The organism is Pseudoalteromonas sp. MMG024, assembly GCF_021654175.1.
Lineage (GTDB): Bacteria > Pseudomonadota > Gammaproteobacteria > Enterobacterales > Alteromonadaceae > Pseudoalteromonas.
In genome coordinates this window covers 66,269-92,881 of the sequence record NZ_JAKFZO010000004.1, presented here as the reverse complement: position 1 = coordinate 92,881, position 26,613 = coordinate 66,269, and the positions used below count along the sequence as shown (strand labels likewise).

The window sequence follows — 26,613 nt, the reverse complement described above, 5'->3', positions numbered from 1 at the left end:
GTTTATACGTGAACAGTTCTGTGAGTTTAAAGGTTAAAACCCACAGAGCTTTTTGATTAGTCGATCACTCTTGTATCAAATATTTGCAGCTTAGATTTGTCGTTATTGGCATGCTCCCTATGTTGTATTTCGACAGAGAAAGAGGCCTTCTCGATTTCCTCTTGGGTTAAATCAAATAAATCAAAGTGAACAACAACGCCTAAATGAGTTTGGCAATTTGCACAATTACTGACATCTCCACGGCTGAGTATACTTCTATGGCCTAAAAAGAACGTTTTCTCGCCAACTTGTGCATAGGCCCGTATCACAAATGAACCTTTGAAGTTTGCTCTGTTAATATTACTCACTTCGAGCTTTTTGGTGCTTTTTATAGTGATGTCCTCAAAAATACTGAGTTCTTCATTTTTTTCTCTATCGACTATGGTGCTTAGAGAACCATCACTGTATGTAAAACCCAGCTGGGTTTCGATATTGATGCAATCATTTGAGGTGTAATAAATCTCATCAGGAGCGTCGCCTTTTAAAAAGGGATAGAGGTTTGTTTCCATAGTGAGCTGTTCATCATCTTGTTGTCCTACTGCGGGACCTTGGCCACCCTTTGCTATGTCACCACTCGCGTTAGTACCTGGGTAGTTCGCAATGATTTCAAAATTATCGGTGTGACCATTTCGTACTTGCCACAGCCAAAACATGCGATCAACATTGCAATGATGGAAGAAGAAAATAGGGTCTAGGCCAGCTGTGTTGTTCTCACCCATATCGCCATTTGCTCCTGCTATGAGCCCAAACTCTCCTTGCTCTGGCACATCAAACCCGCCAACTGCCAAGTGCACATCATTGTGTGGATCTTCTAACGCAACTATCGTGTGCCCAGAGTTGTTTTGAGTCCACTCACTAGCAGAGACGACATTTGAAAAAGCCGTGTAATTTGGTGCATCTAAACAACGAAAATACTTGTATGCTGTACCAGTTGTTTTGGGCTTAGGGCTTTTATCTGAGGTGCTACCTGAAATGAGCCAAGCACGCACATTTTCATTGAGTAAAGCGGTATTTTCAGTATGATTCGGAAACTTATTGTTATGAATTTCAGTTTTTTCTTGCGCCGCTTGGGTTCCAACTAATCCTGATAGCGGGTAACGAACGGTTTTGTACCCTTCTGGCTTTGAATAAAGCGACTCGCCTTTAACATCCATCACGTCTTTTTGAAATATATATGATTGCAACGGGTTATCGACTAGGACACCATCAAGCTCATACTTTTCTTCGGTCAGTACTTTGGGAATACCCAGCCTAAGTGTTTCTTCACTGGTTTCATCCCAATAAGGCATCATGACATCAGGCTCGAAGCTTTGCAGAGCCTCTTCAATTCGTAAAACATATACTCGATGCCAAGTCGGAAAGAGCACATTACCATGATTGCAGTATCCACCCCAATATTGCTTCAAGGTTGCACCTTGCCCTTCAAATGGTTCACCGTGGTAGCCGCCAATGATAAAAAATGAATTTAGGTCATCTACTGGCAGAGACTTGATCCCTATCCAAGCTCGGATAAGGTCATCCAATGGTTTTGTATTTCCCTGGTCATACATATTCTGTAGTTCACGCACAGAATGACGAACTCGTAGCGTAGTCATAGTTGTTCCTTTTTCTATTTCGATGTTGTTGCTATTTGTGGGTGGCAGCAAAAGTAGATTTTGCAAATACTGAAGCTACCGGTACTAAAAAGAGCCATAAAAAACACCATGTTGAGATGACTTGCCATAGGGGTTAACGTTAAATGAGCAGATACCGATTGCTCTAAAATGACAGCGAGTAACATACCGGTGATCATTGCAAAGGTAGTTATGCCATAGATGGAAAACTTAGAGCGCGAGTCGGCTTGGTTGATGTATTGGTTACAGAAGAAGTAACACGAAGGCAGACAAAATAGAATCATAAACAGCATCATATTACTCCAGGTAGCGCTCGCTATGAGCTCGACTAGTTGAGGTACATTGGTATGGTGATGCATATGGTGATGGTGAGAATGGGCTTGCGCGGAGGTACCAGAGTCTATCCAATGCCCCAAAAACATTCCGATACCGCCAAAGCTAAACACTGACCAAAAATGTTTGAAAAGAGACTGGTAAAAAATATGTTCGCGTAAGACGGAATAACTTAATAGGAAAAGTATGCTGTAAAAAAGGCACTGAACAATACCGGCGATCAATAAAATATGCGCAGCTCCTACTAAATACAGAGCAATACAACTGTATAGAGTGTTGATCTTTCCTTTTATCAGTAAATGTGGGTACATAGCCTATCTCCTTTTGCATATTTTTGTTTTGCGAGTTTTGCTTGATGCTGGCTCAGTCAAATTGAATTGTGCAATTAATAAACACTAGCAGAGGAGTTGGAATAGTTTTATTACGAGGTATTACAGATAGATTTTTGCTGGATAACCATAAGTTTTGTTACTTGGCGCCGACTTATTTCCTTTGTTTATTTATACTGATTGCTTCTTGGCAATGGGTCTTCTATACAGCAGTTAACTTTTGATTAATTGAAATTTTTAAATTACTTCGGTTATATTGAAGTAGCAGCTAAGTATATATATTGAAAAAGAAATATTTTTAAGGAAGATTTAGTTAATGAAATATATTTGTCCAGAGTGTGACAAAACGATATTTAATCGAAGGCTATCTCATTCCGAGTTTTGTAATGCAGAGTTGCCTGAAGAATTACTGTATTCAACGGCAGACTTAGAACGGATAGAAAAAGAGTCTTTAGTATCAGAAAAATTTCAGGTCTTGCTTCGTGCACGTTACAACTAAAACTTGAAATACAGCTTTCAAGATTCGCTCCATCACCCCTGAAAATACAATTTAAATGAATAATGCGAGGCAAGGCGCGAAGCGGTCGAGCCATGCTGAGGCATGGGTGAGTAGCGTCTAGAGACGAACGAAGTTCGGCTAGCTATGAACGCGAGAAAAGGACTTCTAGCTGGAAAGCTTGCAGGGACGTTTAGCGCGCCGATTCATGGCGTTTATGTTCACATTTAAAATGTGTTTGAAGAATTAGTTTGATTTTTGGGGCGCCGAGGGATTCCAAAGGGAGGCCGGCGCAAGCCGTCCTTTGGCTGTCGTCGCCAGCGCGACAAATGCTAGATTGAAGCGAAAGTGTGAAGGATTACACTCAAACCAAATACATCACTACACCGAATACTCCCTCATTCCCTCTATACCAAAAATCATTCCACTGCGTTCACCATTAGGTAATAACAACTGAAATGCCTTATTGCGAAGGGCGATTGGGCGGTAATCGGCGATAGCTTGAAAACGTTCAACTACGCTGTAATGTACCAGCGGCATACAGTCTTCCAAGCAATCAACGCGCACTTGCCTTGGGTTTAATGTTTTTGATGACATAAAACCAGTGCGGGCTTTTTGGTGCAGTGGGCCATCAATTTGCGGGAAAATAGCGATATCGTCAGAGCCGATAGAGACCTCATTCTCACTAAGTTTTGAGTAATCGACTTGATGAAGTTCAAGCACTTGTAAACCAAAGTGTTTTGCCTCTTCAAGCATATAGCTTAGGCAAATGTCGGCAAGACCATCGTGCCAAAAGCCGCCGCCAATATCTGCATGCACACCAGCAAACCACACTTCTTTTACATTAGCACCCGGTGCCATCAACAGGGGTTGAAAAGCAATACGGCGTTCATCCATAGCAACTAAATGCACTGCCTGTTGAATTAGCGGGCTTACACTGTTGTTTTCAAAAACCACATCGCTTGCAGGCTGAGTGTGTGCGCTTAAATCAGGCATGCCGATAGACGCAACAGTGTCGTATGCACCTAAAAAAGTGATTTTTCGACCTTGCTCAGTGAGTTTGCTGGCAAAGCGTCTTGCAATTGCGGCGCCGCGGCTAAAACCAAAAATAAAAATGTGGTCATCACCTCTAAGGGTGAGGTAGTCATTGTATGCTTGCTTGTAAATGCTTTCTAAATCAGCGTATTCAGGTGCAAACATGGTATTTAACACTTGGCTTAACCAATTACCGTAGGTGCCAATGCCTGCGTAATAAAAACTTTTTTGCTGCTCAAAGGCGTGGCTTGTATTTACTAAATCACCACCGCAAAAAATATGGGTTTTTAAAATATTGCTGATGCTGCTGTTGTAAAATACATCATCCACATCACTGGGTTCGTTGCAGGTGCCATCGAAGCAAAATACGGCATTCATTTAAAACAGTCCTTGTTAATACTCGTTATTCTAAAAACCCATTCAAGGCTAATTGGTTAAGCTAAGCGCAATCATACTTTGTGCGATGTAGTAAGTTGCTAAAATAGCAGGTTGGCTCCACGCATATTCTTTAACAAAACGGCGATACGCCAAAATAGAGTCTGACACCATAAAAAACAGCGCACCAACAAAGGCGTAAAGGCTCATGTAGTGCCACGATAGCTGGAAGAAGTTGTAGCTTGTAAGCACCATTAAAGTCAGTGCCGTTGCATAGGCATAAACCGGAATACGCAACTTACCCAAATGTTTATTTAAAACGGCGATAAGTATGCCTGCATAGGCTAATAAAAAGAGCAGCAACCAACTATTAAACTCAAAGCCTGTGGTGTCGGTAAAGGCAATCACATAGGCTACATGGGCGATAAAAAATGCGATGAGTCCTTGCAGAAAATAATCTTTTTTCAGCATTAAGAATATGTCGCCAAGTAATGAGAAGACTAACCCGCCAAATACCCAGTAGTGTACCGGTGTGAAGGTAGTGGTTTGCAAATACGCAAGGCAAATTATCAAAATGGTGGTTAACGGCTTAAAAATATAACAGAGTGCGTCTTTTTTTAAGCTATCAAAGTAAATGTGACTGTATGCCGAAATAAAAATAAAAGGCAGAAGTGTATTAAACATAATTAACGGTTTTACAACAAAATTGTGTCCAAAATACGCAAGAACTGCGAAGAACTCAACAGTTTATAACAAAAAGCGGCACTTATTTTGTGCCGCTTTTAATTAATTTGCGCTGTGGTTAAATTAGCTTGCAGTGAAATTACTTTCAGTGTCGCTAACTTCAATCCAGTCGTTTTCATCCACCCAGTTTTGTTTACCATCGCTTACTGTGCGAATTGGCACGATGTATTCGCAGCTTACCTGTGGTTTAACCGAGGCAAATAGCGGCACGAAACCAAAACTGTAAGCGGTTTCAATAATCGCTTGTTGGTTTTGCGGGTCGATATCTGCCGCTTCATCAATGTAGATAGGAATACGGTATTTGCTTTGTTCTTTATCTGCCAATAAGTAGCGAATAAATAACATGCCGCACAGTAGCTTAATGGTAATACGGGTACCGTTTGAACCAGCAGAATCGATTTTATCAAAAGTATCTTGCTCGCCTGCGCGGTTAACCACTACAAAGCGAATATCAAATAAATCACTTAAGGTTAATCCGCCATTACCCGTGGCAAGCTCAATTAAGTGATCTTTTGCACGATTAATCTCTTTTTCATCAAACACTTGTTGGCTTAGTAAATCGAGGGTATCGCCGTTATCAAGCTTATTTGACGTAGAGATAATGGTATCAATACTTTCAATAAGCTGTTTGCGTGGCAATACTTCAATTTTAAAGCTCTGTAAGTTTGAAATACGGTGCTGGCTAATGCCGCTATTAAAGCTGTTCATTTCACGGCGCAGGCGATCTAAATCTTCGCGCAGCCCTTTAATGGTGGCGGCTACTTCGGTCAATGCCACACGCGCTTGGCGCTCAACCGCTTGTTGCTCGTTATCAAGGTTATGATACGCATTAATCACTTTTTGATACTTTACGTATTCGTCCGTTTCGCCATCAAATTTGGTAAGACCTGCGTTGTAAATATGCAGGTAGGTGTTTGATACGTTAACCGCAAAGTTTCTAAGCTCATGGCAGTCTTTGTTAAAGCCATGAATTAAATCGGCTAAGTTATCAAAATCAATGGCGATATCAATTGGGTAGGGCGTTGATTTACCTGTGTAAAAATCAAGGGTATGGTCAATACGCTCTGACTTTACTTGTGCTAAACGGGCACTTTGGCGCGCCAGCATATCGCGGTTAGCTTTAATAATTGAGCGTCTATCAGCAATGGTAGCAACGGCGTTTTGCACTTCGCTGAGTAACCCTTCTACTTCATCTTGCTCGCTTTCAAGCTGTGAGAGTAATAACTCTTGCGCCTCGATTGAGGCAAGCATAGTGGTGTATTTAGTAAATTGACTCAGTGCGGCTTCGTGCGCCATTACCGTTTGGTACAGGGTTTCTTTTTCCTGCTTTTTGCCTTCTAAATCAACGGCAACTTCTTTTTGTGCTAGTAGTTCTTTGAGCGATGTTTCAAACGCATTAATTTGCGCCTTAATGGTTTCTTTATCATCGCCTGATTGCATTTTAAGTGCGTTTAAGCCCTTTAACGGAATATCAATGCCTGGCAATTTGGCTACATTGCCTTCAATTGAACGGGAAATTAAATCAAGCAGTTCACTAAATGCCGTTTCATCATGAATGGCAATATCACTTTTACCTGACGTTGCCATGGTCATAATGTCGTGATTAAGCAGGCACGAAATATCTTCTACTTCTTTCAGTGATAAATCTTCACGCATGCGAGTAAATAAGTTGTACTCAAGGTTTTTAAGCTGCTGTTTTAAGCTTTTAATTTGCTTGGTGGCATCTTTAATGCGGAAATCTAAAGTAACAAGTGATTGCCCCTCGGCACTTGCAAGGGTATGCGAGAGCGCATCGTATTCTTTTTTAACTTGCGAAAGCTCGGCTTTTAACTGCGCTTCGTTAACCAGCTCAAACTCATTTTTAAGCGTTGAAAATTCACTAAACCAGGCATCGAGTTGGGTGCGTTTACGCTCAATCTCACGTAGTTGGCCTAAATACAGGCTTTGGCGCTGTTCAAACTCGATTTTTTCGCTTTCAATGCCTTCAAGCTGCTCGGTGATTTCAATCAGTTTGTTGTCGTTAAAATCGCTGTAATCAATTAAGGCCTTATCAATTTTTGGCGTAAAAGCAGCAAGTTTGCCTTTTAGTGCGCTTTGGTGCTCTAACATACTTTCAAGCGCGGTGATTGCTTCGCCGTTTTGCTCAAGCGCTTTTAATTCTATTTTGGCACGATTTACTTTTTCAAAGGCGCGTTGCCACACATCGTAAAAGTCGACCTTGGCATTTGACATATGACGCTCAAACACTTTTAACATAAAGCGTTTTACATCTTGTGCGCCAAGTTTATGTAAGTTAAGAATTCGGCGGAAAATCTCTTTATAAATCGGTGCATCATGGGCATGATTGAGCGGGATCATTTTAAGATTAAGCACGCTATCAAACGGGGTTGCGCCGCCAGTCAGTAGGGCGTTTAGCTCTTGTGCTTTAAGTTCATACGGAGCGTAACCTTTTTCACCTAACTCTTTAAATAGCTGAGTGTATTTTAAAATACGTTTGTTTTGTGTGTAGTCGGCTAAATCTAACTTACCGTGGTAGCAAAAATACTGGTAGCCATAACCTGCTACTTTACCAAGGCCTGCCACACCAATGACTACTGAGCCATGGGGGAGCTCTGCTTCAAGTAGAATATACGATTGATCAGACGCGAAATAGAATTTACGGGTTTCGTCAAGGTCGTGTCCGTCCCATTCGGTTAAACGTAAATCGTTAATTAGCGGAAACTGCAATGCGTTGATAACCGAGCTTTTACCTGTGTTATTAGGCGCACAAATAGAGCTACTTTTGTTGAGCGGGATCACGCATTTTGCGTAACCTGCAGTATTTAATAGGGCAAGTTTGTTTAATCCATATAATTCAGTCATTACACTTGCTCCTCGTCCATGTGACTTTGAAAATTGCTAATATCGTTTAGGGCATCTAAATAGCGGTGCGCAGAGGCAAGAATACGAAAACCCAGTTCAGTTTCGCGGGCAACACCAAGCCTTACCATACGTAAAAACACATCACGGCGCATATCGCTACCTGAAAAGATCTCTAGCTGATCAAATAAATGCTTGTTGTTTTGCACTAAGGTCATCATCAGTTCAAGGTCGATATCGGTATCGAAAAGGGCAACCAGCGGATCTTTACCTAGGTTGGCGTAGTGCTCAATCAGTACATAAATGCTAAGGGCGAATGAGCGTGAGATTTTACCCATATTTGGGGTGCCCTCATCCACTTGCAGGTAATAAAACCCGCGAGCGTCGTGAACAAGGGTTTGGCCAAGTGCCGCAAAAAGTGCTTCATACGCATCAAACTCTTGGTCAAGTTGTTGAAAGAGTTGGCTGTCTTGCTCGCAAATATGGTAGCCAGACACCAGTTTTTTATTGATTGCTTTAAGTTCTGAAAGCAATGATAAATCGATTTGAGACATAAAAATTAATCCGATGAAACTGAACGTGCGAGATACGGCTTGAGCGTAAGTTGTTTATTGCCACTTTGAATGGTCACTTGCTCGCCGTGTGAAATAGCGAGCATGTTATCGCTTGCTAGCTTTTGGTAAAGGTATAACAACTCGTCAGTTTCTAGTTCATCATAGGTGGTCGTTAAGAAATCCATAATAGACGCTTTTTTGCTGCGTTTAGCTTGGGTAAAGCGTTGTTTTACTTGGTTGTAATCAGGAATGTTAGGTGCAATGTATTGATTTACCGCACTCATATCCGGTAATTCGTATTCGTCGTGCTCAAATTCTGCCAGCTCAGCCATATACGCAGTGATTTGGTTGTTAGAACCAAGCGATAATCGCTGGGCTTCTGAGCTAAAGTACGGCATAAATTTCCCCAGGATTTTATCCACCCCTTGTTTACGAATAAGCGCAAGTACCTCTGAGGTTTGCTTGGTTAGCTGGGTATTGCGGCGCAATTCTTCACGCAGTGGCAATAATACATCGGCACTTTTGGTAAGAGACTGCTGACCAATAAGGTACATATCTAAAATACGGCTGCGTAGTTGCTCTAGCTGGCGTTTCTCGTGTTTAAATTTGCCAAGGGTGGTGAAGTGCAAAATCAAATCACTTAGTGAGGCTTCAATTTGCTCAAAACACAATTTAAACTCGCCGCCAATATCCACCATATTTAGCATTGGCTCGATGTATTCATCAAATGCTTCAATGACCGCTTTATAGCGTTTTGCCAGCGTTAAATTAGAGTCGTTAGATTTAGCTTGTTCAACAAGGTTAAAAATAGCGTTTTGATTATGTTGGAATAATTTAACAATTTTACGCACGCGCTCATCCATAATGCGGGCATTTCGTTTAATTTCCATTTCATCGTCGTTAAAGCCCGCGTTAGATAAGCGTTGGTTTAAGCGTGCTAAATCGTCAACGAGTACGTGAATCTCGCCAACGAGGCCAAGGCTTTCTTCTTGCAATAAAAACTGCGAAAAATCGGCAATAGCACGGTTAATTTCGAGCTGTGACGATTTAGCTAGAGGTATGATGATCTCTAACTGGATCAACTTGTTAATTTGCTTAAATACCGCCTCGGAAGAGAGTTTTGGTTCTAATTTTTTTAACAAGCTTTGGGCATCTTGGAAGCTAAAATCGCCAAAATCAAAGCGTTTAATTAAGGCTTCAATCAGTGACCAATTGTCTACCAAGGTTGCTAGAATTCTTTTAGGTGGGATCATATTTATCCACGTTAACTTGATATCTATCCAAAAAGTAAATTTTTTATAAAAAAAATGTGTAATTAGGCTAAAACCGTAGTGGTTTTAGGTAATCTTCAGTGCTACACTTCGCGCCGCTCAACAGGCTTATTATCGACCGCAGGTTGGGTGTTCGTTCAAATTTTTAACTCAACTCTACAGGTTAAAATAACAAGATGGTGTCAGGTGTTATTCTCGCGCTGATAATAATCGCATTCGTGCTGATTGTTATAGAGGATATTATCCATGTAAACAAAGCCAAAACAACGCTATTTTTTGGAACTTTGTGCTGGATTATTCTCTTTATTTCCCCTTTACATGGGCAAAGCCCAGAATCTGTTCAAAAAGAACTCGATCATAATATTTTAGAAATTGCGACCTTGTGGTTGTTTTTGATGGCAGCGATGACCTTTGTTGCTTATTTAAACTCCAAAGGGTTTATTCAAAGCTTGGTGCATAGGGTATTGCCTAATGAAATGAGCGAGCGCAATTTAATGTATTTAATCGGTGCGTTTGCATTTTTCTTCTCGTCGATTTCTGACAACATCACCGCAACGCTGATATCACTGGCGGTTGTGATGTCGTTAAAGCTTGATGCCAAAAAACTCATTAAGTATGCCACGCTTATTGTATTTGCAGTGAACTCAGGTGGGGTATCGCTTATCACCGGTGATGTAACGACCTTAATGATTTTCCTTGCAGATAAAGTCACCATTGCTAACTTATTGTTGCTTGTCGCTCCTGCAGCGTTATCGGTATTTATTTTAGCGGCCATGCTGAGTATGGGCATGAAAGGCACCATTACCTTTGAAAAAGTCGAACTGCGCCGTATTGAAAAAACTGATATCACTATTGCCTGTATTTTTGTTTCGACCATCGTAGCCACGCTAATGTTTAGTGTGTGGTATCACATTCCGCCATTATTAACCTTTTTATTTGGTTTATCGCTAATGTTCTTAGTAGCGCAATTCTTAATGCGCAAAAAAGATGTGAATAAAAAGATTATCGATTACGTGCGTGAAATTGAGTATGACACCTTATTATTCTTTGTGGGTGTGTTATTACTTGTAGGTGCGATGAAAGAAATTGGAGTGTTGAATCAATTTACCCACCTTTATGAAGTACTTGCACCTGAATATGCAAACTACTTTATGGGTATTTTGTCAGCGGCCGTTGATAACGTACCGCTTACCGCAGCACTTTTAAAAGCAGATATCGTAATGGATACACGTCAGTGGTTAACCTTTACCTATGCAACCGGTGTAGGCGGCTCAATGCTAATTATCGGTTCAGCTGCGGGTATTATTGCAATGAGCAAAATTAAGGAACTTACCTTTGTAAGTTACCTACGCATGTTTATGTATTTGATGATTGCCTATACCATTGGTTATTCATCATCGTATTTAGTTGGTTGTTTATTTATTAATTAGTGATTGACAGCTAGACGGCTAAACGGTAAATTTCAAAAGCCTTCTTTTTAGAAGGCTTTTTGTTTGCTGTAATGCGATAAACATTATTGTTGCATGCAAACAACAGAAGAGGTGCATTAACCAGGTAGTAGATTCGAGGGCGCATTCCCGACGACGGTCTATCAGGGGGTTAAATGCCGAGGAGTGATCTGGATTTGTGGCCAGCTCGCTTCGGTTCTAGAAGTTGAATCTTCGGGACTGTCACCTGTAACAGGTGGAGAGCTTCTGGCAGAGACTATCCTGATGTAATCAATCACGTTCCTTGCCAAGTTCTCCTTATTAAGATTTAAAGGAGAGACCGTGTCTAATTCGAGTATTAATGTAGCAAAATTTGGTGGTACCAGTGTCGCAGACTATGACGCTATGGTGCGCTGCGCCGAAATTGTTATATCAAACCCAAACACCTGTTTAGTTGCCGTAAGTGCAAGCTCTGGTGTTACAAATCATTTAGTAAGCCTTGCAAATGACGATTTGACGGACGCTGCACGCCAAGAGCATATTGACGCAGTGGTAGCCATTCAGCACAAAATTACTGAAAAACTCACATTAGATGACGACATTACCGAAGGTTTTTTAGCAACACTTGAAGCGTTTAAAACCTTTGCATTACAAAACGAATTTGATGACAAAGCGAGCGATGAACTATTAAGTTTTGGTGAGCGTTTATCATCGTATTTATTTACCCAAGTTTTACGCAGCTTAGGTGCACAATCGCTGCGCTTTGATGCACGCGAAGTGCTCGCGACAAATTCACATTTTGGTAAAGCAGAACCTAATGTTGAACGCACTCGTGAATTAGCACAATCAAACTTATTGCCGTTATTAAGCGAAAGTATTGTTGTTACCCAAGGTTTTATTGGTGCAAATAGCCAAGGTGACACAACCACGCTTGGCCGTGGTGGTTCTGATTACAGTGCAGCATTATTGGCTGAAGCGGTTGATGCAAAAGCTGTTTACATTTGGACAGATGTAGTGGGTATTTTTAGTACAGATCCCCGTTTATGTGTTAAAGCGGCGCCGATTGCCAAACTGAGCTTTGATGAAGCGGCAGAAATGGCAACCTTTGGCGCGAAAGTATTACATCCAGCCACTATTTTACCAGCAAGTCGCAGTGGCATTAGTGTGTTTGTTGGTTCGAGCAAAGCGCCAGAGCAAGGTGGTACTTGGATTGAAAAAGAAAAATCAGAACAAGCGGGCATTCGCGCGGTCACACAGCGTAAAAATCAAATACTATTAACGGTTAAAAGCCCTGAAATGCTGCTTGCAAGCGGCTTTTTAGCACGCGTGTTTACCATTTTAGCGAAGTACAATATTTCGGTCGATTTAGTGACTACATCTGAAATCAGTGTTGCGTTAACGTTAGATAACGCGCCGAATGCATCACGCCCGGAGCTTGAACAAGCTTGTCTTGATGAGTTAAGCGAGTTTTGTCATGTAACGGTTGAGAATAATTTAACACTGGTGGCATTAATCGGCTCTGAAATTCAATTACGTCACGGCGAAATTAATTTAATGGGTGTACTCAGTGATTTTAATATTCGTTTAATTTGCCATGGCGCAAGTAAGCACAACTTATGTTTCTTAGTTGAGCAAACTGAATCAGATAACGTGGTGCAAGCGATTCACAGTCGTTTGCTCGAAGCCTGTTAAGTCGGGTGTAAGAGAAACTTCAATAAGCGCTGGTGGCTGTTTAACAGTCATTGGCGTTGCCAAACTAAAATCAAACCCATTAATTTGGCAGCTATAGGCTGCTAAATTATGTTTTGCATATCCATGATATACATTAGGCGCAAGCAGCTGGGCGATAGGCATGGCAACAGCTTTGGCAAGAGCCTCTTTTAATGTCCAAATACGAAAAAAAGTATCGGACATAGGGCTTGCTCTCTCAATTTCATTAATTTCATCAATATGATAAAAGTGCTTGGCTAGTTTTAAAAAAGGGCGCTTTTGCGACATAAATTCAAGGTCGATGCCCATACGCTCTGGCTCACGTGCTAAATATACCGCAACCCAGCCTTTGGAGTGACTTATCACCAGTGAAAGTGGCAGGGTGTTGTTTTGATATTTAATCACCAAACGTGCAGTGTGTTCATCAAAAAAGGTGGTGAGTTCAGCGGCTTCATACGCAAAAAACTGTTGCGCTAATTGCTTAATTAAATAACGCGAGGCTAAGTATTCGCGTTTAGCGCTTTCTAACTTGCGCCTTTCTAAAATGCTAATTTCATGCGCGGATAATAAACTGGTGATGTTTATTTGGTCGAAATTAAGGGCTTGGCTATTGGCTATAACTAAATTAATTGGTGAGTTAGGGCTTAGCACGCTAAAATGCGCGCGCTCAGGCGAGATGCCTGTGATTGGTGGTTTTTTGTTGTTAATCGTTTCCATACCCGATAGATTAGTCTTTTAGCCAAGCGCAGTATTACAATTTGCTACAGTATATCTTGCTTGGTTACGTAAGTCGTGGTGTAGATAATAAAAATAAGAGTTCAATATGGCACAAATTAGAGATGGCTTTCAAAGTCGCTTAGGTTTTGTATTAGCTGCGGCAGGCGCCGCGGTTGGCTTAGGTAATATTTGGGGCTTCCCAACACAAGCGGCAAACCACGGTGGTGGTGCATTTTTGTTGGTTTACTTTATTGTAATTTTTTTACTGGCGTTACCTGCGCTTTTTACTGAACTCTATATTGGTCACAGTGCACAAGCGAACCCCGTAAAGGCGTTGGCTGAAGCGTGCCAATCTACCAGCAAGAAAATGGGCGCGGCAGCAGGTTATATTGGCCTTGGCGGCGCCATTGTGATGCTCAGCTTTTACAGCATCGTTGCTGGCTGGATGCTGGCGTTTGCACTTGAACCAATCGCTACATTCTTTGGCTTTACTGACATTGCAAATTTCTTAAAATCAGATTCAATATTGCGCAACTTTATTTTTACGCCGCTGATGCTGATATTAACCGCGAGTATTATTTTAAAAGGGGTTAAGTCGGGGATTGAGGTGTGGTCGCGCCGATTAATGCCGGTTTTATTGGTATTACTGCTTACGTTAATTGCCTATATTGCGACGTTAGATGGCGCAAGCGAAGGGTTTAATGCTTATTTAGTGCCTGATTTTAGTAAAGTCACTGATCCAGATTTAATTATTGCAGCAATGGGGCAAGCGTTTTTCTCGTTATCGCTGGGTGTTGGCTGCATGATGATTTATGGCTCGTATCTAAAACGAGATGCTAACGTAGCAAAAATGTCGATTTCGGTTGCCATGCTTGATACCAGCGTTGCGTTTTTAGCGGGCTTGCTGATTATTCCGGCACTTTATGTGGCACAAGCGCAGGGTGTTGAGATTATGCAAGGTGGCAAGTTGATTGGTGAAGGGCAGTTAATTTTCGCTGTGTTACCTCAGCTGTTTGCTACCTTAGGTGCCTTTGGTTTAGTGGTAGCGTTTGTCTTTTTTGTATTAATGTCGATTGCATCGCTAACGTCAACAATTTCATCGACAGAAATTCCAGTATCGTTTTTAGTAGAAAACCATGGTTTTGATAGAAAACCTGCAACTTGGCTAGTAACGGTTGTTGTGGGTATTTGTTCAAGTGTGATTATCGTTAACTTTGAATGGTTGTTTGGCTTAGTGATCACCGTATTTACCCAATATCAATTACCATTAATGGGGCTATTTTACTTTGTGGTTGTGGGGTGGCTTTGGAAGCGCGGTAACAAACTGCACGAATCAAACAAACTTGGTTATAAAGTGCTCGCAAATTATATTCGCTTTATTTGCCCAATCTTGATGTTAGCGGTGTTTGCTAACGTGGCATTTAAGTAATAGGTTATTGGTACAAAAAAGCGCGTTTTAAACGCGCTTTTTTATTTAACTTCATTAGTTAATGGTAAATTGGCAATAAATTCATTCACATTGTGAAGTGTGGTTGCCACAATTTCGCTCATTGCTTCTTGTGTGAAAAAGCCTTGGTGGCCAGTGATCAGCACATTGGGAAAGGTGAGTAGACGCTGAAATACATCGTCATCGATAATCTCACAGCTCATATCTTTAAAAAATAGCTCTGATTCTTGTTCATATACATCAAGCGCTAAATAACCTAACTTGCGCGATTTAAGTGCGCGAATACATGCAGCAGTATCAATTAACGCGCCGCGACTTGTGTTTACAAGCATTACGCCCGGTTTCATTTGCTCAAGTGCCTGTTCATTGATGATGTGCAAAGTGTCGTTGGTAAGTGGGCAGTGCAGGGCAATAATATCGGATTGCTGGTAGAGGACCTCTAGGCTAACGGGGGTCGCGATATTGCTTTCAGCAAAGGGATCAAAGTAAATAACATTAGCGCCAAAGCCATTTAAAATTCGAACAAATGCGCTACCTATTTTGCCAAGGCCAATTACGCCAACGGTTTTATTATGTAGATTAAAGCCAAGCAGTCCATTTAAATCAAAGTTGTTTTCTTTAACGCGGTTGTACGCTTTATGGGTTTTACGCGAGAGCGTTAAAATTAGTGCTAAACAATGCTCGGCAACCGCCTCAGGGCTGTACGCAGGCACCCGTACTACGACCATTTGGCACTGATTTGCGGCTGAGATATCCACGTTATTAAAACCTGCACAACGAAGTGCAATGAGTTTTATGCCAATTTCGTTTAGGGCGTTAATCACTGTTTCATTGAGCGTATCATTAACAAAGCAACATACCGCATCAAACCCCTCGGCAAGTTTTACAGAGATTCCGTTAAGTGGCTGCGTAAAATATTCAGCTGTTATATCGTTTGGCAATTGGCTGTCAAATGCGCTGATATCGTACTTTTGCGCGCTAAAAAACGCGATGCGAAATGGTGCTGTAGTCATATAGAGATCCTTGGCAAAATGTAGGCCTATAATTCAATGTGTTAAATGATTATACTCAATCGCAGTTTTGTAAAGATTAAAAGTGAGTAAGTTATGTCGTTAAAAGTTGCGTTTATTGGCCTAGGTGTAATGGGTTACCCAATGGCGGGTCATCTTAAAAATGCAGGCTATGAAACATGTGTTTATAACCGCACCACTACAAAAGCGCAAAAATGGGCCAATGAATATTTGGGTAGCTTTGCCGAAACGCCAAAAGCAGCGTCTGAAAACGCAGACTTTGTGTTTGTTTGCGTTGGCAACGACGATGACTTACGTCAAGTGGTAAAAGGCGAAGATGGCATACTTGCTGGATTAAAACCGGGCGCTGTTATTGTGGATCACACTACAACCTCGGCTGAAGTTGCAAAAGAATTGGCGCTGCTTGCAAAAGCACAGGGCAATGACTTTATTGATGCACCTGTTTCTGGCGGGCAAGCTGGCGCAGAAAATGGTGTATTAACCGTAATGTGTGGCGGTGATGACGCGATGTTTGCAAAAGCGCAGCCGGTTATGGCGGCATTTTCTCAGTTTAGCCAATTACTGGGGCCGGTTGGTTCAGGCCAACTTTGCAAAATGGTAAATCAGATTTGTATAGCGGGGTTAGTACAAGGACTTGCTGAAGGCATGCACTTTGCGATGAATGCAGGGCTTGATGGCGAAAAAGTGGTTGAGACCATTGCCAAAGGCGCTGCGGGTTCATGGCAAATGGAAAATCGTCATAAAACCATGCTTAAGGGCGAATATGAGTTTGGTTTTGCCGTTGATTGGATGCGTAAAGATTTAGGAATTGCGCTAGATGAAGCACGTAAAAATGGTTCACAGCTGCCAGTAACAGCAATTGTTGACCAGTTTTACAGTGAAGTACAAAACTTAGGCGGTGGCCGCTATGATACCTCGAGTTTATTAGCGCGTTTGCAGTCTTTTAAACAAAAATAATCAATATGAGAATTAACAGCCCAAGATAAAGTGGGCTGTTAGTGTTTACAATTTAATATCGAAATTATGACTAGCAGGGATATTGCCACACGCAGACAAGGAAATAACCTCAGCGATATTGATGCGCTTCATTTCGCCATCAGTTAGCTGAACTTCCAGCCATTCAACTCCTTGATATGTCTTTAAATCCACAGCTTTACCTTGATAGGTCACATTGCCTTTAACTGTGGTGCGAATATTACTTTGGCGCATACAGACAATTTCAAAATAATCATGTAAATCGCAGCTAATTCGTTTTGTCATTATAAGCTCTGTGCGTAATGATAAAGTGATTTTAGTATCGCCATTTTCTTTTCATCACTTTCATGTTCATGGGCTAAATTTTCGAGTGTCAGCATAAATTCATTGGCGTCAATTGAAGGATTATCTTCGCCATGCATGAGTTTGCTTTGGCAGTATTTTCGCCATTTTTCGAGCTCTTGGTGACTTAAGCTTTCTGGCCAGTTGCGAGCGCGATAGCGAAACAGCAATTCGCTGTATTTTGCATCGTCAAATTCTAGTTGCAAACCGGCGAGTTGGCTTGGCTCTGTGGTGCGGATAATATCAAATTTCGATTTATCACCACTTGATGCAAAACCCTGGTAAAGTGCGTAGTCCGGATTTTTAATAGGGGTTAAGTGACTGTCGTCGTTAAATACTTCAACTACTTTTTCACGTAATTCTGGGTGGGCGCGCAGCAACTTAAGGTTTGCTAAACACGCTTCTCTATCTATGCCTAATCGCTCTGCGTTTTCTGGTAACAGGGTTTTTGCCGGTGCGATAAATGGGCATTTATTAACATGGACTTGCTTTAAGCCAATAGGAAGTTGCTCATCTGTGAGGTTTTCACGTTTTGTATAAAGACGCTCTCGAATTTCTTCAACACTTAATTCAATCAAAGGCGTTGGATCAAGTGCTAAATTAAAACAGATAACCGCATTTTTATTTTGGTGATGAAACGCCATTGGTGCAATCCAGGTTGTGCATCCTTGGCTTGCTGGTATTTTTGAAGAGACATGTACCAGTGGCGTCATATTGAATACATCTACTAAATCTTGCGCAGCTTTTTTAAAGCGCAAATTAAAATAGTAGTGGTACATTTTTGGCTGTTTGTCTTTGATGAGTTTTGCCAATGCGATGGTTGCCGTTACATCGCTTAATGCATCGTGGGCGTTGCCGTGGTCAATACCGTTTGCTGCTGTTAAATCTTCGAGTTTAAAGCTTGGCGTACCATCTTCTTTTTCGGGCCAGTTAATGCCTTCAGGTCTTAGTGCATAGGTTGCTCGCACTAAGTCAATAATGTCCCAGCGGCTATTTCCGTTTTGCCATTCTCTTGCGTATGGGTCGTAAAAATTGCGATAAAAAGTATAACGCGATATCTCATCATCAAAACGAATGCTGTTGTAACCTGCAACACAGGTTTGCTCTTTGGCAAATTCCAAATGAATCTTGCTAATAAATTCTGCTTCACATAGGCCGTGTTTCATTGCGTGCTGTGGTGTAATACCCGTCACTAGCGCTGCCATAGGGTGAGGCAGATAGTCGGCCTGTGGTTTACAGTAAATGACCAGTGGTTCACCAATAATATTAAGATCAAAATCGGTTCGGATACCCGCAAATTGGCTTGGTCTATCTTTTTGTGGGGTTGCCCCCCAAGTTTCATAATCGTGCCAGTATATTGTGGGTTGGTCTTGGTTCTGCATAAATACTTAGTTCATTCTTAATGTGCGTGGTGTTTGAGCGAGTAACTCTTAGCCATCTGTGTATTATTGTGCGCTAGCATATCATTTAACTGTATTTTTGTCTTACTCCACTAAGATTAACGTATTGGGTTGGTTTTGGTATTTATTAACAGGAAATGCAGCGCGTTAATGTTTGGTGTAATTCGAGGCGAGTCATCTTGGTAAAGTAGCGTTTAATGCGTGTAACAACTTGATTTTGGGAACAACGTATTTTGATTTAAATCAAAAGAGGGTTTTGCAGTTACACAGTGCGGACATTCGTCCTTATAATCTATAATCACATTAGTGAGAATGATGCGTGCAAAACACATCCCTTGAAATTATTTGATAAGTGTATGAGCCATAAAGGCTCTTCACTTTTTTATTTTGGTGAAACTTATGCAATTACCTACGGTTGATTATACCGCTGAAAACGCGGCTGAACAGTTTGTTGAGTCGTTAAGAAATACTGGCTTCGGTGTATTAAAAAACCACCCAATTTCGCAAGAATTAGTCGAATCTATTTATAAAAATTGGCAGGCATTCTTTTTTTCGAATGAAAAACACGATTTTTTATTTAGTAAAGAAACGCAAGATGGTTATTTTCCGCCAGAGGTGTCTGAGGTAGCGAAAGGCTTCACTAAAAAAGATATCAAGGAATATTATCACGTTTATCCAAAAGGACGAGTACCTGCGCAGCTAGAAGCTGAGATCCGTGAGTACTATCGTTTAGCAAACGAGTTTGCATCGACATTACTTAGTTGGGTGCAAGAATACGCACCAGCAGATGTGAAAGCGAAATTCTCAATCGATTTGAAAGACATGATTTCAAATTCAGAGCAAACATTATTACGTGTGTTACATTACCCGCCGATGACAGGTGATGAAGAGCCAGGTGCTATTCGTGCTGCGGCACACGGTGATATTAACTTGCTAACTGTGTTACCGGCTGCAAATGAGCCAGGTTTGCAAGTACAAGACAAAGAGGGCGGTTGGTTAGACGTGCCGTGCGACTTTGGTAACTTAATCATTAATATTGGTGACATGTTGCAAGAAGCGTCGGGTGGTTATTTCCCATCAACAATTCACCGTGTAATCAACCCAACAGGTAAAGCGTCAGATAAATCACGTATTTCATTGCCGCTTTTCTTACACCCTCGTCCAGATGTAGTGCTTTCAGAGCGTTACACAGCTGATGAGTACTTAAACGAACGTTTAAGAGAATTGGGTGTAAAATAACCTGAGCGAACACAAAAGCATATTGTGTTGAATAAACATAAAAAAGCCCGCAACCGCGGGCTTTTTTAGTTAGTTATAACCGCGTTCAAAACATTTTTCATCTTGAGTCGGTTGAAACGGCTTACTAGCATGTTTGTTATTAACCGGTTGTTGTCGGTTAGTGGGCGGGCATAAGCTGCCTGTTGAGTTTCCCATATTTTGCATTCCTGTTGTCATTGGTGATTGCGTTAGCGTCACGTCAAGTTATACAAAACTTATAAAAAGTGACCGAAAATTTACACTCAGTAATTTAACAACAGCAAATTGTAATTGTATTTATCTTAAACTGGTTGTACCTGCCTAAGTTGCTGCGTTTAACCAAGTTAGTGTAGTTGTAACAGGAAATTTGTATTTTGTATACACTATGAATTGAGAAAGTTCACTTTTTAAGCAGTTTTTCTACTGCGGTAAGTAAACGCGTGGGGTCAAACGGTTTTGTAAGCCAGCCACTGGCACCGCTGTTTTTGGCTTTTTCTTTTTTATAACCGCTCGATTCTGTGGTCAGCATAAGAATTGGCACATATTGATGTCCAGGTAGTCGCCTGATTTTTGGGATTAAGCTCAAACCTGTCATATTGGGCATATTAATATCAGTGATCACCATATCAAACTGTTGTGAGCGCAGTTTGTCCATTGCATCAACACCATCAACCGCAGTTACTACATCATAACCAGCACCGGTTAGTATTGCTTGGATCATTGAGCGAATAGTTTGCTGGTCATCCACTGCTAATATATGCGCCATGAGTTTCTCCTTGTACTCTTATTTCGTATTAAAAAACCTTAGTAAATTGGATGTATTCTTCCGTTATTTTTGTATTGTTTAGCGATTATCTATTAATTGTAAAGCGCAATACATTTTTAATGACTGCGCGATAATTTGTTTTGCTGAAAATTTTGACAGCGCTTTTAGACAAAACGTCTGTGGCCTTGTTCATAAATTGCATGATGGTGCTGATCGATTGCGCGAAGCACATCGCTGCGAGTGATCACCCCAACCAAGCGTTTGCTGCTATCTACCACGGGATAGATTTTGGGTTTATTTGTTAACATGGTCTGCGCTAAATCCAGCACTGAGTGTTCTTCATCTATCGCCAGTACATCAGTACGCATAATATCAACCACTTTATAATGGCTTTCATTTTGATAGGTGTCTTCGAGCATACGCTCAAGGCAATCTTGCTCAGATAAAAAACCAACTACATGTTTGTGTTCATCAAGCACTGGTCCGCCAGTTTGATGTGAGATTAACAGTCGCTCAGACGCTTCGCTAACAGTCATATGAACAGAAAAGGACACGGCGCGATGCGTCATGTAATCTTTTACTTTAATTGAATTCATGGCACGGTCTCTTTTGGCTTTGTTTATCCTAAGCTTAGTTTGTAACTTTGTGATTTGCCAAAGAGAAAAGCGCTCTGTAAGACTAAAATATGACAATTGATTTTTACGCGCCGTAAATTGTGATTTTTGGCTTATTAATTTGACATATTAGGCACAAAGCGCGAATCTGAAATGGCTGCGTCAGGTATGGCTATAAGAGTTGTTGGTATCTGCCATTGGCTTGAACTCATTAGGCAGCGCTTGTTTGGCGTTTATACTGCTTTATCGTTTATTTATTTAGAGTACTACACCACAATCGCTCTGCCTTGTCTAAATGCCAAACAAACTGCTGCAGAAATAGACAGGAAAGGTCAACACGCTCTAGTTTGCCAAGATAACGATTGTAATTAAAAGTATACGATAGGCGTTTTTGTTGAATACGATTTAGACGACTAAAAGTAAACATTTGGTCGTTGTTAAGTGTGAACTCGGTTCGCTATTAGTCGTATAAGCCTAAATTAAATATTAAATAAAACATATGGTTATGCTGATATTAATTAATGATAAGCAAAAACTATAAAAATTTAATGACAACGCTGTCATTATTTGTGTAACATTAAATCAACACTTGGGTTGAGGAAATGCGTAAAAGTGGATAGTAAACACAATTAACAAACAGATGTGTTCAGTGCTTTTACGGAAAAATTATAAGAATTGAGGTTGTTTAATGGTTGCAAGTAGTGCAAATAAAGAGCAAATCTTTATTGGAATAGACGGTGGCGGTACAAAGTGTCGTGCAACCGTATTTTCGAGCCAAAATGGGGTATTAGGCACGGGCTTGGGCGGTCCTGCTAACCCGTTACATGGCCTAGACCGCACGCTTGAATCCATTATGGTTTCAACTCAGTTAGCAATTCAAGACGCAGGCTTAAACCTCGATAGAGTAAACGATGTGGTTGCAGGTCTTGGTCTTGCTGGCGTCAATCTGCCTGGTTTATATCAACAAATTCAAGATTGGCACCATCCATTTAAAAAGATGTTTCTGACAACAGATCTTCACACTGCATGTATTGGTGCGCATGAAGGGCAGGATGGGGCTGTGATTATTACCGGAACTGGTTCGTGTGGTTTTTCATTTGTGAATGGTCAGAGCACGATATTAGGCGGACATGGCTTTGCACAAGGCGACAAAGGTAGCGGTGCATGGCTTGGCTTAGAAGCGGTAAAATCAGCATTATTAAGCTTAGATGGTCTTGGACCAAAAACATCACTTGCCGATATACTGTTAGCGCATTTTAAAGTAACAGATGCAATGGGCATCGCCGAAGCAATGGCGGGCAAACCATCAAGCAGTTATGCGCAGTTGGCGCGTCCAGTACTTGAAGAAGCAAAGAAAGGCGATGAGGTTGCACTTGCAATCGTAAAAGATGGTGCACGTTACATCAGCGATTTAGCCAATAAGCTATTACAAAATAACCCACCGCGTTTATCGATGATTGGCGGATTAGCCGAGCCATTACAAGAATGGTTAGATAAAGACGTGGTGGCAAATGTTAAACCTGCAATGCAGCCGCCAGAAATGGGCGCCGTTTATTTTGCGCAAAACTCAATTAAAGGGTAATTATGTCAGCTACGAAGTATTTTGCGACACGCTTATTTAGCGGTGAACAGTTTGTTCAAAATGTGACGTTTAGTGTTGAAGACGGCGTGATCACAGCGTTTGAGTATGGTCAAAGTGAAAATGCGATTGTACTTGAAGGCACCGTTGTTCCGGGCTTTATCGATGTACAAGTCAATGGCGGTGGTGGTGCATTTTTTAACGCCGATCAAAGTGTAAATTGCGTTGATGCGATTGCAAAAGCGCATGGCCAATTTGGTACAACTGCATTATTACCAACACTTATTACAGACAGCGTTGAAGTAATGGAACGCGCTGCTGACGCCACAGCTCAGGCAATTAAAGATCAAGTGCCGGGTATTGTAGGCGTACATTTTGAAGGCCCACATTTATCAATGCCGAAAAAGGGCACACATAGCGAAAAGTTTATTCGCTCAATTACTGAAGCGGAATTTGCAGTATTTGAGCGCCAAGATTTAGGCATCAAGGTAGTTACCTTAGCGCCAGAAAACGTATCTGCCAGCGACATTAAACGTCTTGTTGCAGCGGGTGTGAAAGTATCTATTGGTCACACTAATGCTGATTATCCAACGGTATTAGCTGCACTTGAAGCCGGTGCTGACGGTTTTACCCATTTATATAACGCGATGAGTGCGTTCACTTCACGCGAACCTGGTGTAGTTGGGGCAGCATTAACTGACACCAACGCATGGTGCGGCTTAATTGTTGACGGTCATCATGTTCACCCAGTATCTGCAAAATTTGCTATCGATAGCAAAACCCGTGGCAAAATTATGCTAGTAACAGATGCGATGCCACCTGTGGGTACTGACGATATGGAGTTTGACTTCTTTGATGGTCGTAAAGTGATCCGCACTGGCGATAGATTAAATTCAACCACAGGTGAATTAGCAGGCAGCGTGTTAGACATGGCAGGTGCGGTACGTAATACCATTAACACTCTTGATGTTAGTTATGCTGAAGCACTGAGAATGGCATCACTTTACCCAGCACAGTACTTAGGTTTAGGTAATCGAAAAGGGCGATTAGTGGTTGGCGCAGATGCTGACTTTGTGGTGATGGACAATGAATTTTATGCACGAGAAACCTATGTTGCTGGTGCAAAGCGATAATTGATTCCTGGGCAAAAACCCTGCTTTGAAGTAACAAGCAGGGCTTTTTTTTATCTAAAAGAAAGTAAAAAAACAGCGTGTATTTTTAGGGGAAGTACACACGTAATTAGACTTAAGTGATACCAACGGATTGTTTCACTCGGTATTATTATGCCAATTCGCTTAACGCGTTAATCACTTTAGCGAGCTAAATTTATTGCTTATTGCGTTCGAATTTATTTATGTAACATGTCTACATAAGAAAAATTCCGCTTACTTGGCATATTATTTTTAAGCGCTAGAGCTGAGAGCACACGTAACAGCATTGGTATTACAAGTATAAAAACGAGGTTGTCGTGAGCGATACAAATAAGAAAACGAAGAAACGATTAGCATCACTTGATGCACTGCGTGGCTTTGACATGTTTTGGATTTTAGGCGGTGAGAAAGTGTTTGCCGCCTTGTTTGTTTTAACTGGCTGGGCTGGATGGAAAGTTGCAGAGTCGCAAACATTACATAGTCAGTGGCACGGTTTTACCTTTTACGATTTGATTTTCCCTTTATTTATCTTTTTATCTGGCGTTGCGATGGGTTTGTCACCTAAACGTATCGACCATTTACCTTTTGTTGACCGTAAACCTATTTATATAAAAGCGTTTAAGCGTTTATTATTGCTGTGCTTTTTTGGTGTACTTTACAACCATGGCTGGGGCACTGGGGTACCACTTAACCCAGAAGAAGTCCGTTACGCAAGTGTACTTGGGCGTATTGCAGTCGCGTGGTTTGTCGCGGCGATGTTGGTATGGCATACCAGCTTTAGAACACAAATGTTTACCCTTGCAGGGATCTTGATTGGTTATTGGGTTTGGCTTTGTTTCATACCTGTTCCAGGTGGTGTTGCGGGTGATTTATCTGTGGGCGGTGCGGGTTCTTGGAACGCATGGTTCGACACAAACTTGCTACCAGGCATTACTTATCAAAATAAGCCAATGGATCCAGAGGGTATTTTGTCGAGCATTCCTGCTATTGCTAACGCGTTATTTGGTGTTATTGCGGGCCGTTATATTAAACAAGCACAAGAGCGTGGCGAATGGAAAACTGCAGGTATTTTATTTGCTGCAGGTTTAGTTGCACTTGCTGTTGGTTGGCTGTGGAATATGATATTTCCAGTTAATAAAGACTTATGGACGTCGTCATTTGTGATGGTAACGGTAGGTTGGAGCTTTATTTTACTGGCGGTGTTTTATGCTGTTGTTGATTTACTTAATCAACAACGTGCTGCATATCTATTCGTAATTATTGGCGCTAACTCAATTGTGATTTACCTCGCATCAAGCCTAGTAAACTGGGAATACATTTCACGCAGTGTGTTTGGTGGGTTTATTGCTGCGGTACCGGCACCTTGGCAGCCATTAATAGGCGTATTTGCCTTACTTGGTGTGCAATTGTTAGTACTGCATTGGCTATATAAACGCAAGATTCTAATCAGCGTTTAACGCTTACTATTTTAAAAAGCAGGCGGTGCCTGCTTTTTTATTTTCTTTATATTTTATAACGCTTTTTTATTCACTTTTACTTTACAAATATGTAAATAGACGCAATAATGACAGCGTTGTCATAATGGTGAAGCCTAATATCGTTGTATCCCGATTAGGTTTTGTGATCTATGGATTATCTATACTTGCACGGACAGATATCCATAGATCCCATTTTTATTTAACCCCTTACTAGAGCCTTTCCTATGCAAATAGTTATTTTAAAAGATGCAGCTGCAGTGGCCGAATACGGTGCTCAGATTTTTATCGATCAAATTAATAGAAAACAAGATTCTGTATTAGGATTAGCAACGGGTTCGACACCTGTAGCGCTTTACCAAGAACTGATCAAAGCGAATCAAGCAAATAAAGTAAGCTTTAAGCAAGTAACAAGCTTTAACTTAGACGAATACTTAGGTTTAGACGGCGACCACCCACAAAGCTATCGTTATTTTATGAACGAGCAGTTATTTAATCACGTTGATATCGACAAAAGTAACACGTTTGTACCGCCGGGCGATGCACAAAACCCGATCACTGCGTGTAAAATGTACGAGAACAAGATCTCACAAAGCGGCGGTGTAGATGTTCAATTATTAGGTATTGGTCGTAACGGTCATATCGGTTTCAACGAGCCATCATCGAGCCTTGCATCGCGAACGCGTGTAAAAACGCTTACCAAAGAAACGGTAGAAGATAACGCCCGTTTTTTTGCACAAGGTGAATTCCAGCCACACTTATCAATTACCATGGGTATTGGTACGATTTTAGAAGCGAAAAAAGTGGTATTGCTTGCAACTGGCGAAAATAAAGCTGATGCAGTGCGTGATATGTGCGAAGGTGCGGTTTCTGCAGTATGCCCAGCGTCTGCGCTACAATTCCATCAAGATGCAGTGATTGTTATTGACGAAGCAGCGGCGAGTAAACTTGTAAACGCTGAACTATACAAGCACATTGAAGGCGAAAATCAAAAGTTACAACAATATTTAGCTGAGCTAAAGCACTGATCATTTTGTAACATCATTTTTGTTTTAAAAAGCGCCATTGGCGCTT

Annotated in this window: 23 protein-coding genes and 1 riboswitch; of the genes, 10 read left to right on the top strand and 13 right to left on the bottom strand. The window is 41.2% G+C overall.

The genetic code is table 11. The annotated features are described in order from the left end of the window. Nucleotides 1–56 precede the first annotated feature (56 nt). The 7 genes from L1068_RS05080 to L1068_RS05050 form a co-directional block, all read right to left on the bottom strand. Nucleotides 57–1,634: a tyrosinase family protein gene (locus L1068_RS05080; protein WP_237129362.1), complete on the bottom strand. Its 1,578-nt coding sequence runs from the start codon at nucleotides 1,632–1,634 to the stop codon at nucleotides 57–59. A gap of 14 nt (nucleotides 1,635–1,648) precedes the next feature. Then, complete coding sequence (locus L1068_RS05075) at nucleotides 1,649–2,068, bottom strand: hypothetical protein (RefSeq protein ID WP_237129361.1); 420 nt, start codon at nucleotides 2,066–2,068, stop codon at nucleotides 1,649–1,651. A gap of 1,123 nt (nucleotides 2,069–3,191) precedes the next feature. Next, nucleotides 3,192–4,223: a DUF2235 domain-containing protein gene (locus L1068_RS05070; RefSeq protein ID WP_237129360.1), complete on the bottom strand. Its 1,032-nt coding sequence runs from the start codon at nucleotides 4,221–4,223 to the stop codon at nucleotides 3,192–3,194. Nucleotides 4,224–4,271: 48 nt separating this feature from the next. Continuing rightward, a complete protein-coding gene (locus L1068_RS05065) occupies nucleotides 4,272–4,904 on the bottom strand; it encodes a lysoplasmalogenase (protein ID WP_237129359.1) in 633 nt (210 codons plus the stop codon). A gap of 123 nt (nucleotides 4,905–5,027) precedes the next feature. Beyond that, nucleotides 5,028–7,826 (bottom strand): ATPase, encoded by a 2,799-nt coding sequence (locus tag L1068_RS05060; RefSeq protein ID WP_237129358.1) that lies wholly within the window; start codon nucleotides 7,824–7,826, stop codon nucleotides 5,028–5,030. Further along, nucleotides 7,826–8,377 carry a hypothetical protein gene (locus tag L1068_RS05055; protein ID WP_237129357.1) on the bottom strand — a complete coding sequence of 184 codons (552 nt, stop codon included), beginning with the start codon at nucleotides 8,375–8,377 and terminating at the stop codon, nucleotides 7,826–7,828. Before L1068_RS05055 ends, L1068_RS05060 begins: the two co-directional genes overlap by 1 nt. A gap of 5 nt (nucleotides 8,378–8,382) precedes the next feature. Beyond that, a complete protein-coding gene (locus tag L1068_RS05050; protein WP_237129356.1) occupies nucleotides 8,383–9,630 on the bottom strand; it encodes a hypothetical protein in 1,248 nt (415 codons plus the stop codon). A gap of 194 nt (nucleotides 9,631–9,824) precedes the next feature. Here L1068_RS05050 and nhaD point away from each other — a divergent pair, with 194 nt between their 5' ends. Then, complete coding sequence (gene nhaD / locus L1068_RS05045) at nucleotides 9,825–11,078, top strand: sodium:proton antiporter NhaD (RefSeq protein WP_237129355.1); 1,254 nt, start codon at nucleotides 9,825–9,827, stop codon at nucleotides 11,076–11,078. Nucleotides 11,079–11,176: 98 nt separating this feature from the next. Continuing rightward, nucleotides 11,177–11,350: riboswitch (Lysine riboswitch) on the top strand. Between the two features lie 67 nt (nucleotides 11,351–11,417). After that, nucleotides 11,418–12,767, top strand: coding sequence for a lysine-sensitive aspartokinase 3 (gene lysC, locus L1068_RS05040; protein ID WP_343221854.1), 1,350 nt, complete (start codon nucleotides 11,418–11,420; stop codon nucleotides 12,765–12,767). Here lysC and L1068_RS05035 read toward each other — a convergent pair. Then, nucleotides 12,717–13,502 (bottom strand): 4'-phosphopantetheinyl transferase superfamily protein, encoded by a 786-nt coding sequence (locus tag L1068_RS05035; RefSeq protein ID WP_237129354.1) that lies wholly within the window; start codon nucleotides 13,500–13,502, stop codon nucleotides 12,717–12,719. The genes lysC and L1068_RS05035 overlap by 51 nt on opposite strands. Nucleotides 13,503–13,608: 106 nt before the next feature. Here L1068_RS05035 and L1068_RS05030 point away from each other — a divergent pair, with 106 nt between their 5' ends. Further along, nucleotides 13,609–14,931, top strand: coding sequence for a sodium-dependent transporter (locus L1068_RS05030; protein WP_237129353.1), 1,323 nt, complete (start codon nucleotides 13,609–13,611; stop codon nucleotides 14,929–14,931). A gap of 41 nt (nucleotides 14,932–14,972) precedes the next feature. Here L1068_RS05030 and L1068_RS05025 read toward each other — a convergent pair whose 3' ends face one another. Beyond that, on the bottom strand, nucleotides 14,973–15,962 hold the full coding sequence (locus tag L1068_RS05025) for a 2-hydroxyacid dehydrogenase (protein WP_237129352.1): 990 nt from the start codon (nucleotides 15,960–15,962) through the stop codon (nucleotides 14,973–14,975). Between the two features lie 93 nt (nucleotides 15,963–16,055). Here L1068_RS05025 and L1068_RS05020 point away from each other — a divergent pair, with 93 nt between their 5' ends. Further along, on the top strand, nucleotides 16,056–16,937 hold the full coding sequence (locus L1068_RS05020) for an NAD(P)-dependent oxidoreductase (RefSeq protein ID WP_237129351.1): 882 nt from the start codon (nucleotides 16,056–16,058) through the stop codon (nucleotides 16,935–16,937). A gap of 45 nt (nucleotides 16,938–16,982) precedes the next feature. Here the strand turns inward: L1068_RS05020 and L1068_RS05015 are convergent, their stop codons facing one another. Then, nucleotides 16,983–17,240 carry a Rho-binding antiterminator gene (locus L1068_RS05015; protein ID WP_237129350.1) on the bottom strand — a complete coding sequence of 86 codons (258 nt, stop codon included), beginning with the start codon at nucleotides 17,238–17,240 and terminating at the stop codon, nucleotides 16,983–16,985. After that, nucleotides 17,240–18,679: an exodeoxyribonuclease I gene (gene sbcB / locus L1068_RS05010; RefSeq protein WP_237129349.1), complete on the bottom strand. Its 1,440-nt coding sequence runs from the start codon at nucleotides 18,677–18,679 to the stop codon at nucleotides 17,240–17,242. The genes L1068_RS05015 and sbcB overlap by 1 nt, the downstream gene beginning before the upstream one ends. A gap of 417 nt (nucleotides 18,680–19,096) precedes the next feature. Here sbcB and L1068_RS05005 point away from each other — a divergent pair, with 417 nt between their 5' ends. Beyond that, complete coding sequence (locus L1068_RS05005) at nucleotides 19,097–19,936, top strand: 2OG-Fe(II) oxygenase family protein (RefSeq protein WP_237129348.1); 840 nt, start codon at nucleotides 19,097–19,099, stop codon at nucleotides 19,934–19,936. A gap of 418 nt (nucleotides 19,937–20,354) precedes the next feature. Here the strand turns inward: L1068_RS05005 and L1068_RS05000 are convergent, their stop codons facing one another. Together L1068_RS05000 and L1068_RS04995 are read right to left on the bottom strand one after the other, a co-directional pair. Next, the gene (locus tag L1068_RS05000) at nucleotides 20,355–20,720 is read right to left on the bottom strand and encodes a response regulator (protein ID WP_237129347.1); all 366 of its coding nucleotides are present in this window, start codon (nucleotides 20,718–20,720) and stop codon (nucleotides 20,355–20,357) included. Between the two features lie 164 nt (nucleotides 20,721–20,884). Continuing rightward, nucleotides 20,885–21,316 carry a CBS domain-containing protein gene (locus tag L1068_RS04995; RefSeq protein ID WP_010559910.1) on the bottom strand — a complete coding sequence of 144 codons (432 nt, stop codon included), beginning with the start codon at nucleotides 21,314–21,316 and terminating at the stop codon, nucleotides 20,885–20,887. Nucleotides 21,317–21,502: 186 nt separating this feature from the next. Between L1068_RS04995 and L1068_RS04990 the strand changes: the two genes are divergently transcribed. The 5 genes from L1068_RS04990 (at nucleotide 21,503) to nagB (ending at nucleotide 26,567) form a co-directional block, all read left to right on the top strand. Then, on the top strand, nucleotides 21,503–21,706 hold the full coding sequence (locus L1068_RS04990; protein WP_237129346.1) for a hypothetical protein: 204 nt from the start codon (nucleotides 21,503–21,505) through the stop codon (nucleotides 21,704–21,706). A 316-nt stretch (nucleotides 21,707–22,022) separates the two neighbouring features. Next, nucleotides 22,023–22,916 (top strand): BadF/BadG/BcrA/BcrD ATPase family protein, encoded by an 894-nt coding sequence (locus L1068_RS04985; RefSeq protein ID WP_237129345.1) that lies wholly within the window; start codon nucleotides 22,023–22,025, stop codon nucleotides 22,914–22,916. 2 nt (nucleotides 22,917–22,918) lie between these two features. Further along, on the top strand, nucleotides 22,919–24,046 hold the full coding sequence (nagA, locus tag L1068_RS04980; protein WP_237129344.1) for an N-acetylglucosamine-6-phosphate deacetylase: 1,128 nt from the start codon (nucleotides 22,919–22,921) through the stop codon (nucleotides 24,044–24,046). A gap of 335 nt (nucleotides 24,047–24,381) precedes the next feature. Then, on the top strand, nucleotides 24,382–25,521 hold the full coding sequence (locus tag L1068_RS04975) for a DUF5009 domain-containing protein (RefSeq protein ID WP_343221853.1): 1,140 nt from the start codon (nucleotides 24,382–24,384) through the stop codon (nucleotides 25,519–25,521). 245 nt (nucleotides 25,522–25,766) lie between these two features. Continuing rightward, nucleotides 25,767–26,567 (top strand): glucosamine-6-phosphate deaminase, encoded by an 801-nt coding sequence (gene nagB, locus L1068_RS04970; RefSeq protein ID WP_237129343.1) that lies wholly within the window; start codon nucleotides 25,767–25,769, stop codon nucleotides 26,565–26,567. The last annotated feature ends 46 nt before the right edge of the window (nucleotides 26,568–26,613 follow it).

What these genes read in the sequence shown, in the direction of transcription:
- L1068_RS05080 (WP_237129362.1), bottom strand. Translation starts at nt 1,634, where the DNA reads ATGACTACGCTACGAGTTCGTCATTCTGTGCGTGAACTACAGAATATG.
- L1068_RS05070 (WP_237129360.1), bottom strand. Translation starts at nt 4,223, where the DNA reads ATGAATGCCGTATTTTGCTTCGATGGCACCTGCAACGAACCCAGTGAT.
- L1068_RS05065 (WP_237129359.1), bottom strand. Translation starts at nt 4,904, where the DNA reads ATGTTTAATACACTTCTGCCTTTTATTTTTATTTCGGCATACAGTCAC.
- L1068_RS05060 (WP_237129358.1), bottom strand. Translation starts at nt 7,826, where the DNA reads ATGACTGAATTATATGGATTAAACAAACTTGCCCTATTAAATACTGCA.
- L1068_RS05055 (WP_237129357.1), bottom strand. Translation starts at nt 8,377, where the DNA reads ATGTCTCAAATCGATTTATCATTGCTTTCAGAACTTAAAGCAATCAAT.
- L1068_RS05050 (WP_237129356.1), bottom strand. Translation starts at nt 9,630, where the DNA reads ATGATCCCACCTAAAAGAATTCTAGCAACCTTGGTAGACAATTGGTCA.
- nhaD (WP_237129355.1), top strand. Translation starts at nt 9,825, where the DNA reads ATGGTGTCAGGTGTTATTCTCGCGCTGATAATAATCGCATTCGTGCTG.
- L1068_RS05035 (WP_237129354.1), bottom strand. Translation starts at nt 13,502, where the DNA reads ATGGAAACGATTAACAACAAAAAACCACCAATCACAGGCATCTCGCCT.
- L1068_RS05030 (WP_237129353.1), top strand. Translation starts at nt 13,609, where the DNA reads ATGGCACAAATTAGAGATGGCTTTCAAAGTCGCTTAGGTTTTGTATTA.
- L1068_RS05025 (WP_237129352.1), bottom strand. Translation starts at nt 15,962, where the DNA reads ATGACTACAGCACCATTTCGCATCGCGTTTTTTAGCGCGCAAAAGTAC.
- L1068_RS05020 (WP_237129351.1), top strand. Translation starts at nt 16,056, where the DNA reads ATGTCGTTAAAAGTTGCGTTTATTGGCCTAGGTGTAATGGGTTACCCA.
- L1068_RS05015 (WP_237129350.1), bottom strand. Translation starts at nt 17,240, where the DNA reads ATGACAAAACGAATTAGCTGCGATTTACATGATTATTTTGAAATTGTC.
- sbcB (WP_237129349.1), bottom strand. Translation starts at nt 18,679, where the DNA reads ATGCAGAACCAAGACCAACCCACAATATACTGGCACGATTATGAAACT.
- L1068_RS05005 (WP_237129348.1), top strand. Translation starts at nt 19,097, where the DNA reads ATGCAATTACCTACGGTTGATTATACCGCTGAAAACGCGGCTGAACAG.
- L1068_RS05000 (WP_237129347.1), bottom strand. Translation starts at nt 20,720, where the DNA reads ATGGCGCATATATTAGCAGTGGATGACCAGCAAACTATTCGCTCAATG.
- L1068_RS04995 (WP_010559910.1), bottom strand. Translation starts at nt 21,316, where the DNA reads ATGAATTCAATTAAAGTAAAAGATTACATGACGCATCGCGCCGTGTCC.
- L1068_RS04990 (WP_237129346.1), top strand. Translation starts at nt 21,503, where the DNA reads ATGGCTATAAGAGTTGTTGGTATCTGCCATTGGCTTGAACTCATTAGG.
- L1068_RS04985 (WP_237129345.1), top strand. Translation starts at nt 22,023, where the DNA reads ATGGTTGCAAGTAGTGCAAATAAAGAGCAAATCTTTATTGGAATAGAC.
- nagA (WP_237129344.1), top strand. Translation starts at nt 22,919, where the DNA reads ATGTCAGCTACGAAGTATTTTGCGACACGCTTATTTAGCGGTGAACAG.
- nagB (WP_237129343.1), top strand. Translation starts at nt 25,767, where the DNA reads ATGCAAATAGTTATTTTAAAAGATGCAGCTGCAGTGGCCGAATACGGT.